We start from the raw sequence: 18,540 nt of genomic DNA on the forward strand, positions 1-18,540 counted from the left end.
TCCCTGTGCGGCAAGAGCGCCACCGGAAAGCAAGCCGCTCTTTGTTCCCATCAGGGAAACACTCGGCATCGAGCCCGATTCGCCGCTCGCAGACCCGAAATTGGCTCTCAGAAAGGCAGGTGCGCCGATGGCGGATGCGCTCTCCGGGATTCGCGTTCTCGATGCGGCGACGCTGTTCGCCGGGCCGCTGGCCGCCACGATGCTCGCCGACTACGGCGCGGAGGTCATCAAGATCGAGCACCCGAACGGCGATCCGGTGCGCGGGCACGGCGCGCAGCGCGACGGCGTCGGGTTGTGGTGGAAGATGCTCGGCCGCGGCAAGCAGGCGATGACGCTGTACCTCGGTTCCCCGGAGGGGCAGGAGATCTTCCGCCGGATGGTCGCCGACGCCGACGTCGTGATCGAGAACTTCCGTCCCGGAACGCTGGAGCGCTGGGGGCTCGGCTACGAGGAACTGCGCCGGATCAACCCGGGCATCGTGCTGGCCCGCGTGACCGGTTTCGGGCAGACCGGGCCGTACGCGAAGCGACCGGGCTTCGGGACGCTGGCCGAGGCGATGAGCGGGTTCGCCGCGATCACCGGCGAGCCGGACGGCCCGCCGACGCTGCCGCCGTTCGGCCTCGCCGACGGGATCGCCGCACTGGCCACCTCGTTCGCGGTGCTCACGGCGCTGCGCGCCCGCGAGCACACCGGCAGCGGCCAGGTAGTCGACCTCGCGATCATCGAGCCGATCCTCACCCTGCTGGGCCCGCAGATCATCGCCTACGACCAGCTCGGCGTCCTGCAGGAACGCACCGGCAACCGCTCCAACAACAACGCGCCGCGCAACACCTACCGGACCCGCGACGGCGGCTGGGTCGCGATCTCCACCAGCGCCCAGTCGATCGCCGAACGGGTCGTGCGGCTGGTCGGCAGGCCGGATCTGGCCGAGCAGCCGTGGTTCGCGAGCGGGGCCGAGCGCGCGCAGCACGCCGACGAGCTCGACGAAGCGGTCGGCTCGTGGATCGCCGAACGCGATCGCGCGGAGGTGATCGAGGCGTTCGAGCAGGCGCAAGCCGCGATCGCCCCGATCTACACCGCGGCCGACATCGTGCAGGACCCGCAGTACGAAGCGCTCGGCACGATCGCGACGCTGCCCGACGACGAGCTCGGGCCGGTGCGGATGCAGAACGTGCTGTTCCGGCTGTCGGAAACCCCGGGTCAGATCAGCTCGACCGGTCCGCCCATCGGCGCGCACACCGAGGAAGTGCTCGCACGCTACGACGTCACCGGCGCGGCGCTGGACGAGCTGCGGGACAAGGGCGTGATCCGATGAGACCCGCGCGCAGCTGGCTCTACGTGCCGGGTGACCGGCCGGAGCGCATCGGCAAAGCACTCGCCTCGGACGCCGACGAGGTGATCCTCGACCTGGAGGACGCCGTCGCCCCCGCGGCCAAAGACGAGGCACGCCGAGCGGTGCTGGCCACGCTCGCCGACGGGCACCGCGCGCACGTTCGGATCAACGCCACGGACGGTTCGCACGGACGGGCCGACGTCGCGGCGCTGGCGGCCGCTCCGGGCGCGCTCGCGGGCGTGCGGGTGCCCAAGTGCGAGAACCCCGGCGAGCTGGGCCGGGTGGCCGACGCGCTCGGCGTGGCCGTGCATCCCGTGGTGGAGTCCGCGTTCGGCGTGGAGCACGCATACGCGCTGGCCACCGCGCATCCGCTGGTGGCGGGGATTTCGCTCGGCGAGGCCGACCTCGCCGCGGACCTGCGGGTTCCCGGCGTCGAGTCGCTCACCTGGCCGCGCTCGCGCATCGTCGTCGCGGCACGTGCGGCCGGGTTGCCGAGCCCGGTGCAGAGCGCGTGGACAGCCGTCCGCGATCTGGACGGCCTGCGCGCCGACACCGAAGCGGGCCGGAAAGCCGGATTCTTCGGGCGTTCGGTGCTGCATCCGGCGCAGATTCCCGTGGTGCACGAAGCGTGCGCACCCGATCCGGACGAAGTCGCGCGAGCTCGGTCCCTCGTGGACGCGCTGCGCGTGACCGACGAAGCCGCGTGGATCGACCACTCCGGACGTTTCGTCGACGCGGCGGTCGTCGAGCAGGCCAGGTGGCTGCTTTCGATCACCGGCGAAGGGACCAGCAGGCGCACCGGCAACGACGCCGAATCCGTCCACAAAGTACAGACCGACCAGCGGGACGGGCCCGCCCGGCAAGACCGCCACAGCGCCGAACGCACGAACAACGACGAAGGGCACGCCCCATGACGACCACAGAGGACCCGCTGCTGGCGGCGATCGCGGGCGGAGTCCGGCTGATCGAGCTCGGCCAGCCGTTCTTCACCGGAATGCCGTGCTCACCGAACCATCCCGGGTTCCGGATGACGCTCAACCGCCGCCACGGCGACATGCGGCGGGCCGACGGCGGCTCCGCGGCCAACGAGATCATCGTCACCGGCGGGCACGTCGGCACCCACATCGACGCGCTCTCGCACGTGAGCCATCGCGGTGAGCTGCACGGCGGGATCGACGCGGCCGAAGCCCAGCAGGGCGGCGCGTTCTCCGCGCACGGAGCCGAGAACCTGCCGGGCCTGCTGCGGCGCGGCGTGCTGCTCGACGTCGCCGCCGTGCACGACGTCCCGACGCTGCCGGCCGGATATGGCGTCACCGCCGAGGATTTGGCGGCGGCCGCGCGGCGCGCGGACGTCGAGCCGGCCGAAGGCGACGTCGCGCTGATCCGCACCGGCTGGGCGCGCAACTTCACCGACCAGACCGCTTACCTGGGCAAGGAAACGGGAGTTCCCGGGGCGACGGAACAGGCGGCGCAGTGGCTCGCCGCACGCGGGATCGTCGCCACCGGCGCAGACACCACCGCCTACGAGCAGATACCCGCAGGTGCCGGGCACTCGCTGCTTCCGGTGCACCGGGTTCTGCTGGTGGAGTCCGGGATCTTCATCATGGAGCACCTGAACCTCGAATCCCTCGCAGAGCAGGGCATCGCGGAGTTCGCGTTCCTGCTCGCTCCGCTGCGCATCACCGGCGGCACCGGCTCGCCCATCCGCCCGCTGGCGGCGGTGAGCGCATGACGACGCCGGTTCAGCGCCTCGCCGAGTTCGCGGCCTCGGTGCGCGCGCGAGGACTTCCCGAGCGGCTGCGCGACGACTCCGCCCGCAGGGTGCTGGACGTGCTGGGCAACAGCCTCGCCGCCACCTCCGAAGCACCGGCGGCCGCGGTCGGAACGCTGGTCCGTGAGTGGGGCGGGCAGGGCCGCGCGAGCGCGATCGGCGGCGGGCGGCTGCCGGAGCCGAGCGCCGCGCTGCTGAACGGAACGCTGGCGCACTCGCTCGACTTCGACGACACCCACCTGCCGTCGGTGTTGCACCCTTCCGCCTCGGTCGTTCCCGCCGCGCTGGCCGTCGCCGAGTCGCGCGGGGCGAGCGGAGCGCAGCTGCTCGACGCCGTCGGCGTCGGTGTCGAGATCACCGTCCGGGTCGGAATGGCGGGCTACGACCGGGAATTGGGCAACTCGGTGTTCTTCGAGCGGGGACTGCACGCCACCGCCATCTGCGGCGCGCTCGGTGGCGCCGCGGCCGCCGCGATGTTGTCCGATGTGGACGCAGAGGGCATCGCGGACGCGCTCGGCGTCGCGGCCAGCATGGGTTCCGGGCTACTGGAGGCGAACCGCACCGGCGGCACGGTCAAACGGGTGCACTGCGGCTGGGCCGCGCATTCGGCGGTGACCGCAGCGGGCCTCGCGCGCACCGGGATCACCGGTCCGCCGACCGTGCTGGAAGGCAGGTTCGGCCTGCTGCAAGCCTTCTGCGGCGACCAGGCCGACCTCGACGCGCTGCTCGACGGACTCGGCGAGCACTGGGAAATGCCCGGCATCTTCTTCAAACCGTATCCCTGCAATCACTTCACCCACGCCGGAGTCGACGCCGCGCTGCGGTTGCGGGCGCGGGGCGTGGCGCCGGACGAGATCGAAAGCATCGAATTGGGCGCGCCGACCGCGGTCCTGCGCACCATCGGCGAACCGCGCGAGGAGAAGACCGCCCCGAAATCCGGCTACCACGCCGCTTTCTCCGGCCCCTACACCGTTGCGGCGGCGTTGCTCGGCGGCGGCGGGCTAGGGCTTTTCCACGAGGACTTCACCGACGCCGCGGCCGCCGATCCGGAACGACTCGCGCTCGCCGCGAAGGTCACCTGCGTCCCCGACGCGGAGTGCGACGAGATCTTCCCGCACCAATTCCCGGCGGTGCTGCGCGCACGGCTGCGCGACGGAACCGAACTCACCGAGCGCGTCACGCACAACCGCGGTGGCGACGGCAACCCGCTCTCGGCGGAAGAACTCGCCACGAAGTTCCGCCGCAACGCCGCCCGCGCGGTCACCGGCCGGCGCGCCGAGCGGATCACCGAACTCACCTACGGCCTGGCCGACCTGCCCGCGGTCAGCACGCTCACCGACCAGCTCACCGACTGACGACCGAGGGACGACGACATGCCCACCACCCGTTTTCGCTGGATCACGATCGGACTGGTCGTCTCGCTGATCGTCATCAACTACATCGACCGCAGCGCGGTGTCGTTCGCGGTCCGCCCGCTGCAGGACGAATTCGGCATCAGCACCACCCAGTACGGCGCGATCTCCAGCGCGTTCGCGGTCGGGTACATGGTGTTCACGTTCCTGTCGGGGTTCCTGGTGGACCGGTTCGGCCCGCGCCGCGTGCTGCTGACGGCCATCGTGCTGTTCTCGCTGGCCACCGCGCTGATCCCGCTGGCGGGCGGGTTCGCCGGACTGCTGCTGATCCGCATGGTCCTCGGCGTCGGCGAGGCGCCCGCGCTGCCCGGCGCGACCAGGTTGGTCAGCAGCTGGCTCCCGCCGCGCGAGCAGGGCCTCGCCCTGTCCCTGATCGGCGGGGTCGCGGTGTCCGGCAGCCTGCTGATCGGCGGTCCGCTGCTGACGCAGCTGATCGGCCTGACCGGCTGGCGCGGCATGTTCTGGGTGATGGGCTGCGTCGGCGTGGTGTGGGCGTTGCTCGCCTTCTGGCTGCTGCGCAACACTCCCGGCCAGAGCCCGTACGCAGGTGACCGCGAACGCGCCCACATCGCCGGCGGGCGGGGCAACACCTCCGACGCACTCCCGCGCGTTGCGAACCAGGGCGGCCTGCTGGCGAACTGGAACCTCTGGCTCGTCGCGATCGGCTTCTTCTCCTGGGGCTTCATGTTCTGGGGATTCATGTACTGGCTACCCGAGTACTTCCAGCGCACGCACGGGCTGAGCATCGAAAGCGTCGGTGCCTTCTCCATCGCGCCGTGGGCGGCCGGTGTGCTCGGCGCGCTGCTGGGCGGCGTGCTGGTCGACCGCCGCTACGCGCGCACCGGCAACCCCCGCACCCGCTTGACGATCATCGGCTGCGCGATGCTGGCCGCGGGCGCCGCGCTGGTCCCCGTGCTGACCACCTCGAGCCTGACCGTCGCGCTGATCTTCATCTCGATCGGCGTCGGCTGCGGCTTCATCACCGCGGGCATCTGGTTCGTCGCCGCCATCGACGCCGCGCCCGGCCGACCGGCCAGCGCGGCCGGGTTCGTCGACGCGGCGTTCGCCCTCGCGGGCATCATCGCGCCGTCCATCATGGGCTTCGTCGTCGACCGCACCGGCACGTTCACCAGCGGATTCGTCCTGATGAGCTGCCTGGCTGCGGCAAGCGCGCTGTTGTTGCTGCTCACCGGCACGAACCCGCGCCAGGCGGCGGCCACCGCCCCGGCACCGTCCAACGCGGCATCCGGGGACTGAGGAGTGTTCGGGAAGCGGTTTGGATAGGTGGTCGGGCAGCGGAACCCCAGGCGGCTGACGGCTCCGGGATCTCCTCCTGACGTAGTGCCGCTGTCCGCGCCAGAAGACGCCCGAGAACCCCGCCGGTGGTCGGCCGAGTCCTCGGGCACCGCAAGCGGCCGACGCCGCTTCTTCAACAGAACCTAGCCGGCAGCATCCCCGCGGTTCCCGGCTCAGTAGCCGCGGGCGACCCACTCGTCGAAGTGCTCTCTGACCTCGCCGATGGTCGTGCTCGCGCCGTGCCCGGGGTGCACGCGGGTCCGTTCCGGCAGCGGCAGCAGCCGGTCCCGGATCGAGGCGGTGATCGCCCCGAAGTCGGAGAACGACCGGCCGGTGGCGCCCGGACCGCCCGCGAACAACGTGTCGCCGGTGAACACCACACCCAGGTCCGGGCAGTACAGGCAGACCGAACCGGGCGAATGTCCCGGTGTGTGGAGGACTTGCAACGCCGCCCGCCCCACGCCGATCTGCTGGCGGTCGGCGAGCCGGTGATCGGGGACCTGGTATGGGTGGGTCAGCCGCCAGACCGGAAGATCGTGCGGGTGCAGGAAGACCGCCGCTCCGACGGCCTCGGCGAGGTCCGGTGCGCAGCGAACGTGATCATCGTGCGCGTGCGTGGCCAGCACCGCGCGCACCGCGCGGCCCGCCACCAGCTCACGGATCCGGTCGACGTCGTGCGGGACGTCGATGACGACGCATTCGCGCTCGTCGCCGACGACCCACGCGTTGTTGCTGACCTCGTGGATCTCCCCGTCCAGGCAGAACTTCCCGGTCGTCGTGGTGTGGTCGATGCGCACGCCCATCAGAACGTGACCACCGAACGCAGCACCTCGCCGCGGTGCATCTTCTCGAACGCCGACTCCACGTCGTCGAGCCCGATCCGCTCGGTGACGAACCGCTCCAGCGGCAGCCTGCCCTGCTCGTGCAACTCCGCGAGCATCGGGAAGTCCCGTTCCGGCAGGCAGTCCCCGTACCAGCTCGACTTCAGCGCCCCGCCGCGGGCGAACACGTCCAGCAGCGGGAGTTCGAGCCGCATCTCGGGGGAGGGCACGCCGACCAGCACGACCGTGCCCGCGAGGTCGCGCGCGTAGAAGGCCTGGGTGTAGGTCTGCGGCACGCCGACCGCGTCCACGACGACGTCGGCACCGTTGCCGCCGGTGAGTTCCCGGATAGCTTCCACGGTGTCGGACTCCGCGGCGTTGACGGTGTGCGTCGCGCCGAACTCGCGCGCCCATTCCAGCTTCACCGGGTCCTTGTCCACCGCGATGATCCGGCGAGCACCCGCCATCGCAGCCCCGGCGATCGAGCCGTCGCCGACGCCGCCGCAGCCGATCACCGCCACCGAATCACCGGGCCCGGCGTTTCCGGTGTTGACCGCCGCACCGATCCCGGCCATCACTCCGCAGCCCAGCAAACCCACCACCGCGGGCTCCGCCGACGGCGCGACCTTGGTGCACTGTCCGGAGTGGACAAGCGTCCGCTCGGCGAACCCGCCGATTCCCAGCGCGGGCGAAAGGGGCGTGCCGTCGGCGAGCGTCATGGGCGCAGCCGCGTTGTGCGTGTCGAAGCAGTACTGCGGACGGCCTCTGCGGCAAGCCCGGCAGACACCGCACACCGCGCGCCAGTTGAGCACGACGAAGTCGCCGGGCGCCAAGTCCCGCACGCCGTCGCCGACCGAGTCGACGACTCCCGCGACCTCGTGCCCGAGCAGGAACGGGAATTCGTCGTTGATGCCGCCTTCGCGGTAATGCAGGTCGGTGTGGCAGACCCCGCACGCCTGCACGCGCACGACGGCCTCACCGGGGCCTGGATCGGGGACATGGATCGTGGTGACTTCGACCGGCTTGCCCTTCCCGGTCGCCACAACGCCACGCACTTCGGTCACGACAATCTCCAATTCGAGGTCGACCGGTTCGGTCCTTATCGGACAGTCCTTGGCGGATCGTTGTTCACCCGACGTACTCGGCGGCCGCGTCGATCAGCCAGTCGGTGACGTACCGGGCGAACGAGGCGCGCACGATCAGCCAGTAGCTCGGCGGCCGAACGTCCCGGCACATCAGGATCACTCCCGCCCGCGCCAGCAACGTCTGCGCGCAACGGTCCGGCCCGAAGCTGCGCGGATGCAGGTCGAGCGCGCATCCCTTGTTCAGCACTTCGCGGGCGCTCGGCCCGGACACTTCGATGATCGTCCGGTTCGCCGAGACGTCGACCACCGCTCCGTGCTCGTCGCCCAGCGCCGTGCTCAAGGTGTCCTGCATGGACTCGGCGGTGCCTTCGCGGCCCAGCAGCAACCATTCGTCCGGTCCCAGCCAGAGCACCAGCAGGTCACCGGTCCGAACCACGCTGCCCGGCAAGTTCGGCAGCATCGCACCGATCGCGGTGCCGATCCGCCCGCCCGCGAGGCCTTTCGGGTCCACGCGCAGATCGACCTGCGCGGTGAACGGGATCTCGGCGATGCGGACCGCGTCCGGCGCGGAATGCCGGGCGAGCGTACCCGCACGGGCGGACAACGGGGATTCGCCGTAGGGCTCAGCCATCGCGACGCGCTCCTTCCTTGTCGTACAACACGGGTTCGGTTACTTCGAGCGGAACGAGCCGGTTGCCCACGAGGCTGTAGATGGTGGCGCCGATCCGGTCCCGCCCGCCTTTCACCAGTGCCAACGAGAAACCTGTCCGGAGCGCTGCACTGCGGTAGCTGGAGGTGACGTGCCCGAGCATCGGGACCGGAGGTTCCGGCAGCTCGGCGCTGCCGACCAGCGCAGCGCCCTCCGGCAGCACCAGGTCGGGATTCTTCGGCAGCAGCCCCACGAGGTGCTTGCGGTCGGTGCGCGCGGTGTCGCTGCGGCTGAAGGACCGCTTGCCGAGGAAGTCGTCCTTCTTCTTCGACACCGCCCAGCTCATCCCGAGGTCGTGCGGAGTGACCGTGCCGTCGGTGTCCTGCCCGACGATGGGAAAACCCTTCTCCGCACGCAGGACGTGCATGGTCTCGGTGCCGTACGGGGTGATCTTGAAGGGTTCGCCCGCGTCGTAGAGCGCTTCCCACACCTCGCGCCCGTACCACCGCGGAACGTTGATCTCGAAAGCGAGCTCGCCGGAGAAGCTGATCCGGCACACCCGCGCCCGCCGGCCCGCGACGATCCCGTCCCGCCAGGACATGAACGGGAAGCTGTCGTTGTCCAGCTCGATGCCCGAGGCCACGCGGCTCAGCACCGCCCGCGAATCCGGCCCGGCCAGCGCGATGGTCGCCCAGTGCTCGGTGACCGAGGTCAGGTGCACCTGCAGGTTGGTCCACTCGGTCTGCAGCCAGTCCTCCAGCCACTCCAGCACGCCTGCGGCGTTCCCGGACGTGGTGCTGATCAGGTACCGGTGCTCGCCGGTGCGCGTGACGGTGCCGTCGTCGAAGACCATGCCGTCGGCGGTGCACATCACCCCGTACCGGATGCGGCCGACCTTGAGGGTGCTCATCTTGTTCGTGTAGACGAGATCCAGGAATTCGGCCGCATCCGGCCCCTGCACGTCGATCTTGCCCAAAGTGGACACGTCCTGGATGCCCACACCGCCGCGCACCGCGCGGCATTCGCGCAGCACCGCGGTTTGCATCTGCTCCCCGGGCAGCGGGTAGTACCACGGGCGCTTCCACTGCCCCACGTTCTCGAAGGGCGCGCTGTGCTCGACGTGCCAGTCGTGCATGGCGGTGACGCGGATCGGGTCGTAGCGGTCCCCTCTGTCGCGTCCGGCCAGCGCGGCGAAGGTCACCGGCGTGTAGGGAGCGCGGAAGGTCGTCGCCCCGACTTCGGCGAACCGCTTGCCGAGCAGCTCCGCGATGATCCCCGTGGACAGCGGTCCCGACGTCTTGCCCTGGTCGTGCGCGGTGCCGATCGTGGTGAAGCGCTTGACGTGCTCGACCGAGTCCATCCCGGCGCCGATGGCTTTGCGGATGTCGGCGACCGTGGCGTCCCGGGCGAGGTCGACGAACTGGTGGTGCCCTTCGGAATCCGCCGGACTCGGCAGCAACCACACGTCTCGGCCCGCCAGCACGGGCGGATTCTTCGCGACGGGAACCCGGCCCGGTTCCGCGTCGAAACCGGCGGCGCGTGCCGCGTCGACACCCGCTTGCGCACCGCTGTGCAGGCAGTCGGCCGTGGCGAACGAGCCCGCCGCCGCACCCGCCGACCGCACCCTGCGATCGTCCTGTTCGGGCACGAAAGCACCGATTTCCGGGCTGTAGCGGAGTTCTCCCCCGGATTGGCTGTGCAGGTGCACGGCCGGCGTCCATCCACCGGAGGCCAGCAGCAGATCGCAACCGACGACCTGCCGGACGGGCGCCGGGCGGTCCTCGCTGGTGTCCACATTGGTCAGATGTACGCTGGAAATCCGCTCGCTGCCGGATGTTCCGACCACCGCCGCGCTCGGCCGGATGGTGATTCCGCGCTCGATGCACAACGAAGCCCAGTAGGTCGACACGACCTCCCGCGCGTCGACGATGGCGGCGATCTCGACCCCGGCATCGTGCAGGTCGATGGCCGCCCCGTAGGCGCTGTCGTTGGTGGTGAACACGACCGCGCGCCGCCCCGGAAGCACGCCGTACCGGTGCAGGTACGTCCGCGCCGCTGAGGCAAGCATCGTGCCGGGACGGTCGTTGCCCGCGAACACCAGCGGGCTCTCGTGCGAACCGGTCGCCAGCACCACTTCTCCCGCGCGGATGCGCCAGATCCGCTGGCGGCTGTGCGCGTCGTCGCCGCGGTGCTCCACGGCCACCAAGTAGTTCTGGTCGTAGTGGCCGAACACCGTCGTGCGCGGCAGCATTCGCAACTCCTCGCACGAGTCGAGCTCCGCGACCGCCCGCTGCACCCACCGGGTTCCGGCAGCGTTGTCCAGGGTTTCGCCGTTTCCCAGCAGGCTGCCGCCGAACTCCGCATCGGCGTCCGCGATGATCACCCGCGCCCCGCTGCGCGCCGCGTTCAGCGCAGCCGACAGGCCGGCGGGGCCGGCTCCGACGACGAGCACGTCGCACTGGGCGTGCATCGCGTCGTAGCGGGCGGGATCCGGCTCGGTGGCCAGTCGCCCCTGCCCGGGAAGCCCGATGGCTTCGAGCCCGTCGCGCAGCTCGACCGTCGTCGCGGGCAGCATCGGCTCCGGGAACGGCTTTTCGATCTGCACCAACGCGTTCGGTTCTTCCGAGCCCGCGGCGACGATCCCGCGCGGTCGGCCGTAGCGGATGCTGGTACCGACCTGGTGCACGCCGTTGGCCAGCAGGGCCGAGGCGAGCGTGTCGCCTTCGTAGCCTTCGTAGTCACGGCCGTCGAAACGGAAGCGAACGGTGCGGCCGCGGTCGATGCGGCCGCCCTCGGCAAGCCTGTACTCGTTGCTCACCTCGTCACCGTCCTCGGCTCGTCGGCGTGGATCTCGTTGGTGGCGGTGTCCCGGCGCACCGTGAACCATCGGCGGCAACCGGCCTGGTGCGACCAGCGCTCGGCGAACACGCCCTTCGGATTGTCACGGTAGAACAGGAAAAGCGCCCAGTCCACATCGGACACTGCGCCCGGATCGACCGGGTACTGCACGCCCGACTGGCCGCCGTAGTGGAACTCGGTCTCATTGCGCGGCCCGCACCACGGGCAAGGAATCAGCAACATGGTGAGTCTCCTTCAAGGTTTCTTTGGAAGGATCTGCGCGGCGGTGCCGGCTGCTCAGGTGGTCGCTGCTCAGCGGCTCCGCCGCTGACAAGGCAAAAATCGAAGACCACAGTGCTGACCCTTCAGTGCGCGACGCCCGCCGCGCCGTGCTCGTCGACCAGCGCGCCCGTGGTGAAGCGCTCCAGGCTGAACGGGGCGTTGAGCGGATGCGGTTCGTCGTGGGCGATCGTGTGGGCGTAGCACCAGCCCACTCCGGGCGTGGCCTTGAATCCGCCGGTACCCCAACCACAATTGACGTACAGGCCGTCGAACGGCGTGCGGCCCATGATCGCCGAGGCGTCCGGTGTCACGTCCACGACTCCGGCCCAAGTGCGCAGCACGTGCGCTCGCGCGAACATCGGGAACAGCTCCACGGCCGCGGTCAGCTCCCGCTCGATGGTGTGGAACGACCCCCGCTGCCCGTAGGAGTTGTAGGCGTCCACACCGGCACCGAGGACGAGTTCTCCCTTGTGCGCCTGCGAAACGTAGACGTGCACCGCGTTGGACATGACCACCGTCGGATGCACCGGCTCCAGCAGTTCCGAGACCAATGCCTGCAACGGATGGCTCTGGATCGGCAACCGCAGCCCCAACTCGTCGGCCAGCACCGAGGTGCTCCCGGCCGCAGCCAGCGCGACCTTCCCGGCCCGGATCGGCCCGCGCGTGGTCGCCACGCCCACCACCCGATCACCGACCGTCTCGAACCCGGTGACCCGGCAGTTCTGCACCAGATCCACCCCCATGCGATCCAGCGCGCGAGCGAAACCCCAAGCGACGTGATCGTGCTTGGCGATCCCCGCCCGCGGCTGCCACGTCGCACCGAGCACCGGGTACCGCAGCTCTTGCGAGGTGTTCAGGATCGGGCAGACATCGGCCACCTGCCCGGGATCCAGCCATTCCGCGTCGATGCCGTTGAGCTTGTTCGCCTCGACCCGTCGCACGCTGTCGCGCACCTCTTGCAGCGAGTGCGCCAGGTTCAGCACACCGCGCTGGGAGAACAGCAGCGGATAGTCGAGCTCGTCCGCCAACCCCTCCCACAACTTCAAGGCGTGCTCGTACAGGCCCGCGCTCTCATCCCACAGGTAGTTCGAGCGGATGATCGTCGTGTTGCGGGCCATGTTCCCGCCCGCCAGCCAACCGCTCTCCAGCACTGCGACGTTGGTGATGCCGTGGTTGACCGCGAGGTAGTAGGCCGTGGCCAGGCCGTGCCCGCCACCTCCGACGATCACCACGTCGTACGACGACTTCGGCTCCGGGGATCGCCAGAGCCGGTCCGGGTGTTCGGGCAACTCGGCGCCGGGGGTGCGCGGCGTCATCAGAAACCCCCGTTCAGGTTCGGGTAGAGGGGTTGTGCGTTGGCGAGTGCTTCGACGCGGCCGCGGAGTGCGGTGGTGGTCTCGGTGGTGAGGTCGGGTTGGAGGGCTTCGGCGATGATGTCGGCGACTTCGGTGAACTCGGCCTTGCCGAATCCGCGGGTGGCCAGTGCGGAGGTGCCCACGCGGAGTCCGGAGGTCACCATCGGCGGGCGCGGGTCGCCTGGCACGGCGTTGCGGTTGACGGTGATGCCGATCTCGTGGAGGCGGTCTTCGGCCTGCTTGCCGTCGAGTTCGGAGTGGCGCAGGTCGACCAGCACCAGGTGCACGTCGGTGCCGCCGGAGACCAGCTGCACCCCGGCGGTGCGGGCGTCGTCGGCGCAGAGGCGTTCGGCCAGGGCTTGGGCGCCTTCGATGGTGCGGCGCTGCCGGTCGGCGAACTCGGGGGACTGGGCGGTTTTGAACAGCACCGCCTTGCCCGCGATCACGTGCTCGAGGGGGCCGCCTTGCTGGCCGGGGAACACCGCGGAGTTGAACTTCTTGGTGAACTCGTCGTCCGCGGAGAGGATCACCCCGCCGCGCGGGCCGCCGAGGGTTTTGTGCGTGGTCGTGGTGACCACGTGCGCGTGCGGCAGCGGGTTCGGGTGCAGCCCCGCGGCGACCAGCCCGGCGAAGTGCGCCATGTCGACCATCAGGTACGCCCCGACCTCGTCGGCGATCTCGCGGAACCGGGCGAAGTCGAGCTGGCGCGGGTAGGCCGACCACCCGGCGATGATCATCTGGGGTTTGTTCTCGCGGGCCAGGCGGGCGAGTTCGTCCATGTCGACCCGGTGGTCCTGCTCCGAGACGTGGTACGGCACCACGTTGTAGAGCTTGCCGGAGAAGTTGATCCGCATCCCGTGGGTGAGGTGCCCGCCATGCGCCAGGTCCAGGCCCATGATCGTGTCACCCGGCTTGAGCAGCGCGAACATCGCCGCAGCATTGGCCTGCGCCCCCGAGTGCGGCTGCACGTTCGCGAACGACGCGCCGAAGAGCTCCTTGGCCCGATCGATCGCCAACTGCTCGACGACGTCCACGTGCTCGCAACCGCCGTAATACCGCTTGCCCGGATAACCCTCGGCGTACTTGTTCGTCAGCACCGACCCCTGCGCCTGCAACACCGCCTGCGACGCGAAGTTCTCCGACGCGATCATCTCCAGCGTGCTCTGCTGCCGCGACAACTCAGCGCCGACCGCGGCCGCCACCTCCGGATCCACCGCCGACAGCGAATCGCCGGTGCCGCCTGCGGAACCGTCGTTACTGGACAGACTCATAGGACTCCTTCCGTGCCGGAAAGCGGCAGCGGGCAGCGGAGAGCGAACGTGCGGCGCGAGACCGCCGCACGAGTGAGATTCAACTGAAATATCAGAGGGCTTTTAGCCTAGCAGCGCGAACCGCGTGGTCAAGGGGCTGGAAAACGCCGACTTGGCGCGCCCCGCAGGTCCGTCGCGAGCACGAACCTGCGCGCACTGGGGCCGGGCGTCCCGCCGGCGCTCAGCGGATCGAAGCAGTTTTCCCCGCGGGTGTTGACCGCGGCGCGACCACTGCTTACCTTGCTGCTCAGTTGATATATCAGTTCTCGGTCTGAGTTCCGGTTCCTGCAACCGTCCGCAGCGCGGACCGACAGGAACTACCGGACGGCGACGACTTCACCGCGCCAAACCGGTTCGTTCTCGGCCGCCCGAATCGGCGGCTGCTCGCAGCAATCAGCACCGGCATCGCGCATCGAGCGCATTTCTCCGCCCCCGCCCAAGAGCCTCGGCGGCTCTGCCCGAACGCACCGTCCTCGCAGCGGCCCGCACCGGCCGCCCGTTAGGAGACCAGCATGAGCACGACGCCTCGTGTCGTCATCATCGGAGCCGGGATCGTCGGTACGAACCTCGCCGACGAGCTGACCGAACGCGGATGGCACCGCCTCACCGTTCTCGACCAGGGGCCGCTACCGCTTACCGGCGGCTCGACCTCGCACGCGCCCGGTCTCGTCTACCAGACCAGCGGATCGAAGACGATGACCGAGTTCGCCGGCTACACCGTCGACAAGCTGGCCGGCCTCGACGTCGACGGCGGCTGGTGCTTCAACCGGGTCGGCGGCCTGGAGATCGCGACCACGCCGGAACGGCTCGACGATCTGCACCGCAAGCAGGGCTGGGCCACCTCGTGGGGAGTCTCCGGTGCGGTCATCGGGCCAGAGGAGTGCGCCAAGCTGCACCCGCTGCTGGAGCCGGATCGCATCCTCGGCGGCTTCCACACCCCTGACGACGGGCTGGCGAAGTCGACCCGGGCGGTCGTCGCGCTCGCCCGCCGGGCCGAATCACGCGGCGCGGAGTTCCGCGGATCGACCCGCGTGCTCGGCATCAGCCAGCACGGCGGGCGCGTCACCGGTGTGGAAACCGACCAGGGCGAGGTGCCCGCGGACATCGTCGTGTCCTGCGCCGGTTTCTGGGGGCAGGCCATCGGCGAGATGGCGGGCATGAACGTCCCGTTGCTGCCGATGGCGCACCAGTACGTGCGCACTGATCAGCTGCCCGAACTCGTCGGCCGCAACGACGAGCGGTCCGAGGCGCAGCTGCCGATCCTGCGCCACCAGGACCACGACCTCTACTACCGCGAGCACAACGACCGCCTCGGGATCGGTTCCTACGCGCATCGCCCGATGCCCGCGCGGCTGAGCGACCTGCCGGAGGAGGACTCCCCCACCGAAGCCTCCATGCCGTCGATGTTGCCGTTCACCGAAGACGACTTCGCCGATTCCTGGGAGCACAGCAGGCGGCTGTTGCCCGCGCTGGAGACCGCGAAGATCGAGACCGGGTTCAACGGGATCTTCTCGTTCACCCCCGACGGCGGGCCGCTGGTCGGCGAATCTCCGGACGTGGCGGGATTCTGGATCGCCGAGGCCGTGTGGGTCACGCACTCCTGCGGCGTGGCCCGGTCCGTTGCGCAGCTCCTGGTCGACGGTCGCAGCCAGGTCGAGCTGCACGGCTGCGACGCGGCCCGGTTCGACGAGATCGAGACCGCTGCGGACTACGTCGAAGAGACGGCGCAGCGGAACTTCGTCGAGATCTACGACGTGAAGCACCCGTTGCAGCCGAAGCTGTCCCCGCGGGACCTGCGGGTGAGCCCGTTCCACGCGCGTCAGCAGCAGTTGGGCGCGTTCTTCCTGGAATCGCACGGGTGGGAGCGGCCGCACTGGTACGAGGCGAACGCCGGGCTGGTCAAGGACCTGCCGATGGAGTGGCAGCCGCCGTCGCGGGACGCCTGGTCGGCGATGTACCACTCCCCGATCGCCGCGGTCGAGGCGTGGAAGACCCGCACCGCCGTGGCGCTGTACGACATGACCTCACTCAAGCGGCTGGAGGTCAGCGGGCCGGGCGCACTGTCCTTTCTGGACGAGCTCACCACCGGCAAGATGGACAAGTCGGTCGGCGCGGTCACCTACACCTTGCTGCTCGACGAGGCGGGCGGGGTGCGCAGCGACCTGACCGTCGCACGGCTCGGCGAGCAGCTTTTCCAGGTCGGTGCCAACGGGAACCTCGACCTCGACTACTTGCGGCGCCAGCTACCGGCCGACGACGGCGTGCGGGTTCGCGACATCACCGGCGGCACCTGCTGCATCGGTGTGTGGGGGCCGCTGGCGCGCGATCTGGTCCAGCCGTTGAGCCGGGACGACTTCTCGCACGAGGCCTTGAAGTTCTTCCGCTGCAAGTCCGCGCACATCGCGGGCATTCCGGTCACCGCGATGCGCGTGTCCTACGTCGGCGAGCTGGGCTGGGAGATCTACACCAGCGCCGAGTACGGCCAGCGGCTCTGGGACGTGCTGTTCGCGGCCGGGCGCGACCTCGGTGTCGTGGCCGCAGGCCGGGCCGCGTTCAACAGCCTGCGGCTGGAGAAGGGCTATCGCGCGTGGGGAGCGGACATGACCACCGAGCACAATCCCTACGAAGCCGGGGTCGGATTCGCCGTGCGACCGCAGAAGGGCGATTTCGTAGGGCGCGAGGCGATCGCGCGGCTGGACAAGCACGCGGTCACCCGCCGGTTGTCGTGCCTGACGATCGATGACGGACGCAGCGTCGTGCTCGGCTCCGAGCCGGTTTTCCTCGACGGTGAACCGGCCGGCTACGTCACCTCCGCGGCGTTCTCGCACACGCTCGGCACCCCGATCGCCTACGCCTGGCTACCCGCTGCGGCCACGGTCGGCACCCGAGTGCACATCCAGTACTTCGACCGCCGGGTGCGCGCGACCGTCGCCGCCGAACCGCTGGTCGACCCGGAAATGCACCGCATCCGGCGGTGATCCGCGCCGCCGGCGAACCTGGAGCACCCATGAGCCTCTCGGTATTCGATCTGTTCAAAGTGGGCATCGGACCGTCCAGCTCGCACACTGTCGGTCCGATGCGGGCCGCCTACCTGTTCGTGAACCGGCTGCGCGAGTCCGGAGTCCTGCCCCGCGTCGCCACCGTGCACTGCGAGCTGTTCGGCTCGCTCGGGGCGACCGGGCACGGCCACGGCAGCGTCAAGGCCGTCCTGCTCGGGTTGTCCGGCGAGCAGCCGCACCTGGTCGATCCGGTCGCCGCCGAATCCGAGGTGCAAGCAGTGCGCGAGGACGCTCGCATCAGCCTCGGCGGTGCGCACAAGATTCCGTTCTCCATCGACGAGGACGTCCTGCTGCACCGGAACAAGCGGCTCGAGTTCCACAGCAACGGGATGGTCTTCCACGCCCGCGACGACAACGGCTGCGAACTCGACCGCCGCGAGTACTACTCGGTCGGCGGAGGTTTCGTGCTGGGTGCGGACGAAACCGGTCAAGCCGTGCTGGCCGAGGACGACACCCCGGTGCGCTACCCGTTCCGCACCGGACAGGAACTTCTCGGCCATGCCTCCCGCGCCGATCTGCGGATCAGCGACATCATGCTGGCCAACGAGCTTTCCTGGCGCACCGAGCGGGAAACCCGGGACGGCCTGCTGCACATCTGGTCGGTGATGCAGGACTGCGTCGACCACGGCACCCGGGCCGGCGGGGTGCTGCCCGGCGGGCTCAAAGTCCGCCGCAGGGCGGGCGAATTGCACAAGCGCTTGGAGTCCGCAACGGACGAGAGCGATGCCCTGCACGCGATGGAATGGGTCACCCTCTACGCACTGGCGGTGAACGAGGAGAACGCCGCGGGCGGACGCGTGGTGACCGCACCGACCAACGGTGCCGCCGGAATCGTGCCCGCCGTGCTGCACTACGGCCAGCGGTTCCTGCCGTCGTTCTCCGACGACGCGGCCGTGCGGTTCCTGCTCACCGCGGGCGCGATCGGCGTCCTGTTCAAGGAGAACGCGTCGATATCCGGAGCCGAGGTCGGCTGCCAGGGCGAGGTCGGGTCGGCCTGCTCGATGGCTGCGGCCGGACTCGCCGAGGTCATCGGCGGCACGCCGGACCAGGTGGAGAACGCCGCCGAAATAGGTATCGAGCACAACCTCGGGCTGACCTGCGATCCCGTCGGCGGTCTGGTGCAGATCCCGTGCATCGAGCGCAACGCGGTCGCCTCGGTCAAGGCGATCACCGCGGCCCGGATGGCGGTGCGCGGCGACGGCAGCCACCACGTCTCGCTGGACAAGGCGATCAAGACGATGCGCGAGACGGGAGCGGACATGAAGGACAAGTACAAGGAGACCGCCCGCGGCGGGCTGGCGCTCAACATCGTGGAATGCTGAATCGTGG

Annotated in this window: 14 protein-coding genes; 7 read left to right on the forward strand and 7 right to left on the reverse strand. The window is 69.9% G+C overall.

Annotation, left to right across the window (positions count from 1 at the left end; translation table 11 throughout):
* The first annotated feature begins 127 nt into the window (after window positions 1–127).
* From V1457_RS25260 to V1457_RS25280, 5 genes are read left to right on the forward strand one after another with little or no spacing between them, the layout of a single operon-like run.
* Complete coding sequence (locus tag V1457_RS25260; protein ID WP_338597315.1) at window positions 128–1,315, forward strand: CoA transferase; 1,188 nt, start codon at window positions 128–130, stop codon at window positions 1,313–1,315.
* Window positions 1,312–2,247, forward strand: a complete 936-nt coding sequence (locus V1457_RS25265) for a CoA ester lyase (RefSeq protein ID WP_338597317.1) — start codon at window positions 1,312–1,314, stop codon at window positions 2,245–2,247. The genes V1457_RS25260 and V1457_RS25265 overlap by 4 nt, the downstream gene beginning before the upstream one ends.
* Window positions 2,244–3,065, forward strand: a complete 822-nt coding sequence (locus V1457_RS25270; protein ID WP_338597319.1) for a cyclase family protein — start codon at window positions 2,244–2,246, stop codon at window positions 3,063–3,065. The genes V1457_RS25265 and V1457_RS25270 overlap by 4 nt, the downstream gene beginning before the upstream one ends.
* A complete protein-coding gene (locus tag V1457_RS25275; RefSeq protein ID WP_200072906.1) occupies window positions 3,062–4,459 on the forward strand; it encodes an MmgE/PrpD family protein in 1,398 nt (465 codons plus the stop codon). The genes V1457_RS25270 and V1457_RS25275 overlap by 4 nt, the downstream gene beginning before the upstream one ends.
* Window positions 4,460–4,477: 18 nt before the next feature.
* Entirely contained in the window at window positions 4,478–5,773 is a 1,296-nt protein-coding gene (locus V1457_RS25280) for an MFS transporter (RefSeq protein ID WP_338597322.1), read from the forward strand.
* Window positions 5,774–5,985: 212 nt separating this feature from the next.
* Here the strand turns inward: V1457_RS25280 and V1457_RS25285 are convergent, their stop codons facing one another.
* The 7 genes from V1457_RS25285 to glyA all read right to left on the reverse strand — a co-directional run bounded on the left by V1457_RS25285 (window position 5,986) and on the right by glyA (window position 14,113).
* The gene (locus V1457_RS25285) at window positions 5,986–6,615 is read right to left on the reverse strand and encodes an MBL fold metallo-hydrolase (protein WP_295139461.1); all 630 of its coding nucleotides are present in this window, start codon (window positions 6,613–6,615) and stop codon (window positions 5,986–5,988) included.
* The gene (locus tag V1457_RS25290; RefSeq protein WP_338597325.1) at window positions 6,615–7,697 is read right to left on the reverse strand and encodes an S-(hydroxymethyl)mycothiol dehydrogenase; all 1,083 of its coding nucleotides are present in this window, start codon (window positions 7,695–7,697) and stop codon (window positions 6,615–6,617) included. The genes V1457_RS25285 and V1457_RS25290 overlap by 1 nt, the downstream gene beginning before the upstream one ends.
* 64 nt (window positions 7,698–7,761) lie before the next feature.
* Window positions 7,762–8,349 (reverse strand): sarcosine oxidase subunit gamma family protein, encoded by a 588-nt coding sequence (locus V1457_RS25295; protein WP_338597326.1) that lies wholly within the window; start codon window positions 8,347–8,349, stop codon window positions 7,762–7,764.
* Window positions 8,342–11,185, reverse strand: a complete 2,844-nt coding sequence (locus V1457_RS25300) for a 2Fe-2S iron-sulfur cluster-binding protein (RefSeq protein ID WP_338597328.1) — start codon at window positions 11,183–11,185, stop codon at window positions 8,342–8,344. Before V1457_RS25300 ends, V1457_RS25295 begins: the two co-directional genes overlap by 8 nt.
* A complete protein-coding gene (locus tag V1457_RS25305) occupies window positions 11,182–11,448 on the reverse strand; it encodes a sarcosine oxidase subunit delta (protein ID WP_338597330.1) in 267 nt (88 codons plus the stop codon). Before V1457_RS25305 ends, V1457_RS25300 begins: the two co-directional genes overlap by 4 nt.
* A 122-nt stretch (window positions 11,449–11,570) precedes the next feature.
* The gene (locus tag V1457_RS25310) at window positions 11,571–12,803 is read right to left on the reverse strand and encodes a sarcosine oxidase subunit beta family protein (RefSeq protein ID WP_200072913.1); all 1,233 of its coding nucleotides are present in this window, start codon (window positions 12,801–12,803) and stop codon (window positions 11,571–11,573) included.
* The gene (glyA, locus tag V1457_RS25315; protein WP_338597333.1) at window positions 12,803–14,113 is read right to left on the reverse strand and encodes a serine hydroxymethyltransferase; all 1,311 of its coding nucleotides are present in this window, start codon (window positions 14,111–14,113) and stop codon (window positions 12,803–12,805) included. Before glyA ends, V1457_RS25310 begins: the two co-directional genes overlap by 1 nt.
* A gap of 551 nt (window positions 14,114–14,664) precedes the next feature.
* On the opposite strand from glyA, the gene V1457_RS25320 reads away from it, so the two are divergent.
* Window positions 14,665–17,130, forward strand: coding sequence for an FAD-dependent oxidoreductase (locus V1457_RS25320; protein WP_338597335.1), 2,466 nt, complete (start codon window positions 14,665–14,667; stop codon window positions 17,128–17,130).
* Between the two features lie 29 nt (window positions 17,131–17,159).
* Window positions 17,160–18,533, forward strand: a complete 1,374-nt coding sequence (locus tag V1457_RS25325; protein ID WP_338597337.1) for an L-serine ammonia-lyase — start codon at window positions 17,160–17,162, stop codon at window positions 18,531–18,533.
* Window positions 18,534–18,540 lie beyond the last annotated feature (7 nt).

Origin of the sequence: Saccharopolyspora sp. SCSIO 74807 (genome assembly GCF_037023755.1) — a bacterium.
GTDB classification, from domain to species: Bacteria; Actinomycetota; Actinomycetes; order Mycobacteriales; family Pseudonocardiaceae; genus Saccharopolyspora_C; species Saccharopolyspora_C galaxeae.

Bases quoted from the DNA above. Each gene is read 5' to 3' on its own strand.
- V1457_RS25260 (WP_338597315.1), top strand. From the start codon at position 128: ATGGCGGATGCGCTCTCCGGGATTCGCGTTCTCGATGCGGCGACGCTG.
- V1457_RS25265 (WP_338597317.1), top strand. From the start codon at position 1,312: ATGAGACCCGCGCGCAGCTGGCTCTACGTGCCGGGTGACCGGCCGGAG.
- V1457_RS25270 (WP_338597319.1), top strand. From the start codon at position 2,244: ATGACGACCACAGAGGACCCGCTGCTGGCGGCGATCGCGGGCGGAGTC.
- V1457_RS25275 (WP_200072906.1), top strand. From the start codon at position 3,062: ATGACGACGCCGGTTCAGCGCCTCGCCGAGTTCGCGGCCTCGGTGCGC.
- V1457_RS25280 (WP_338597322.1), top strand. From the start codon at position 4,478: ATGCCCACCACCCGTTTTCGCTGGATCACGATCGGACTGGTCGTCTCG.
- V1457_RS25285 (WP_295139461.1), bottom strand. From the start codon at position 6,615: ATGGGCGTGCGCATCGACCACACCACGACGACCGGGAAGTTCTGCCTG.
- V1457_RS25295 (WP_338597326.1), bottom strand. From the start codon at position 8,349: ATGGCTGAGCCCTACGGCGAATCCCCGTTGTCCGCCCGTGCGGGTACG.
- V1457_RS25305 (WP_338597330.1), bottom strand. From the start codon at position 11,448: ATGTTGCTGATTCCTTGCCCGTGGTGCGGGCCGCGCAATGAGACCGAG.
- V1457_RS25310 (WP_200072913.1), bottom strand. From the start codon at position 12,803: ATGACGCCGCGCACCCCCGGCGCCGAGTTGCCCGAACACCCGGACCGG.
- glyA (WP_338597333.1), bottom strand. From the start codon at position 14,113: ATGAGTCTGTCCAGTAACGACGGTTCCGCAGGCGGCACCGGCGATTCG.
- V1457_RS25320 (WP_338597335.1), top strand. From the start codon at position 14,665: ATGAGCACGACGCCTCGTGTCGTCATCATCGGAGCCGGGATCGTCGGT.
- V1457_RS25325 (WP_338597337.1), top strand. From the start codon at position 17,160: ATGAGCCTCTCGGTATTCGATCTGTTCAAAGTGGGCATCGGACCGTCC.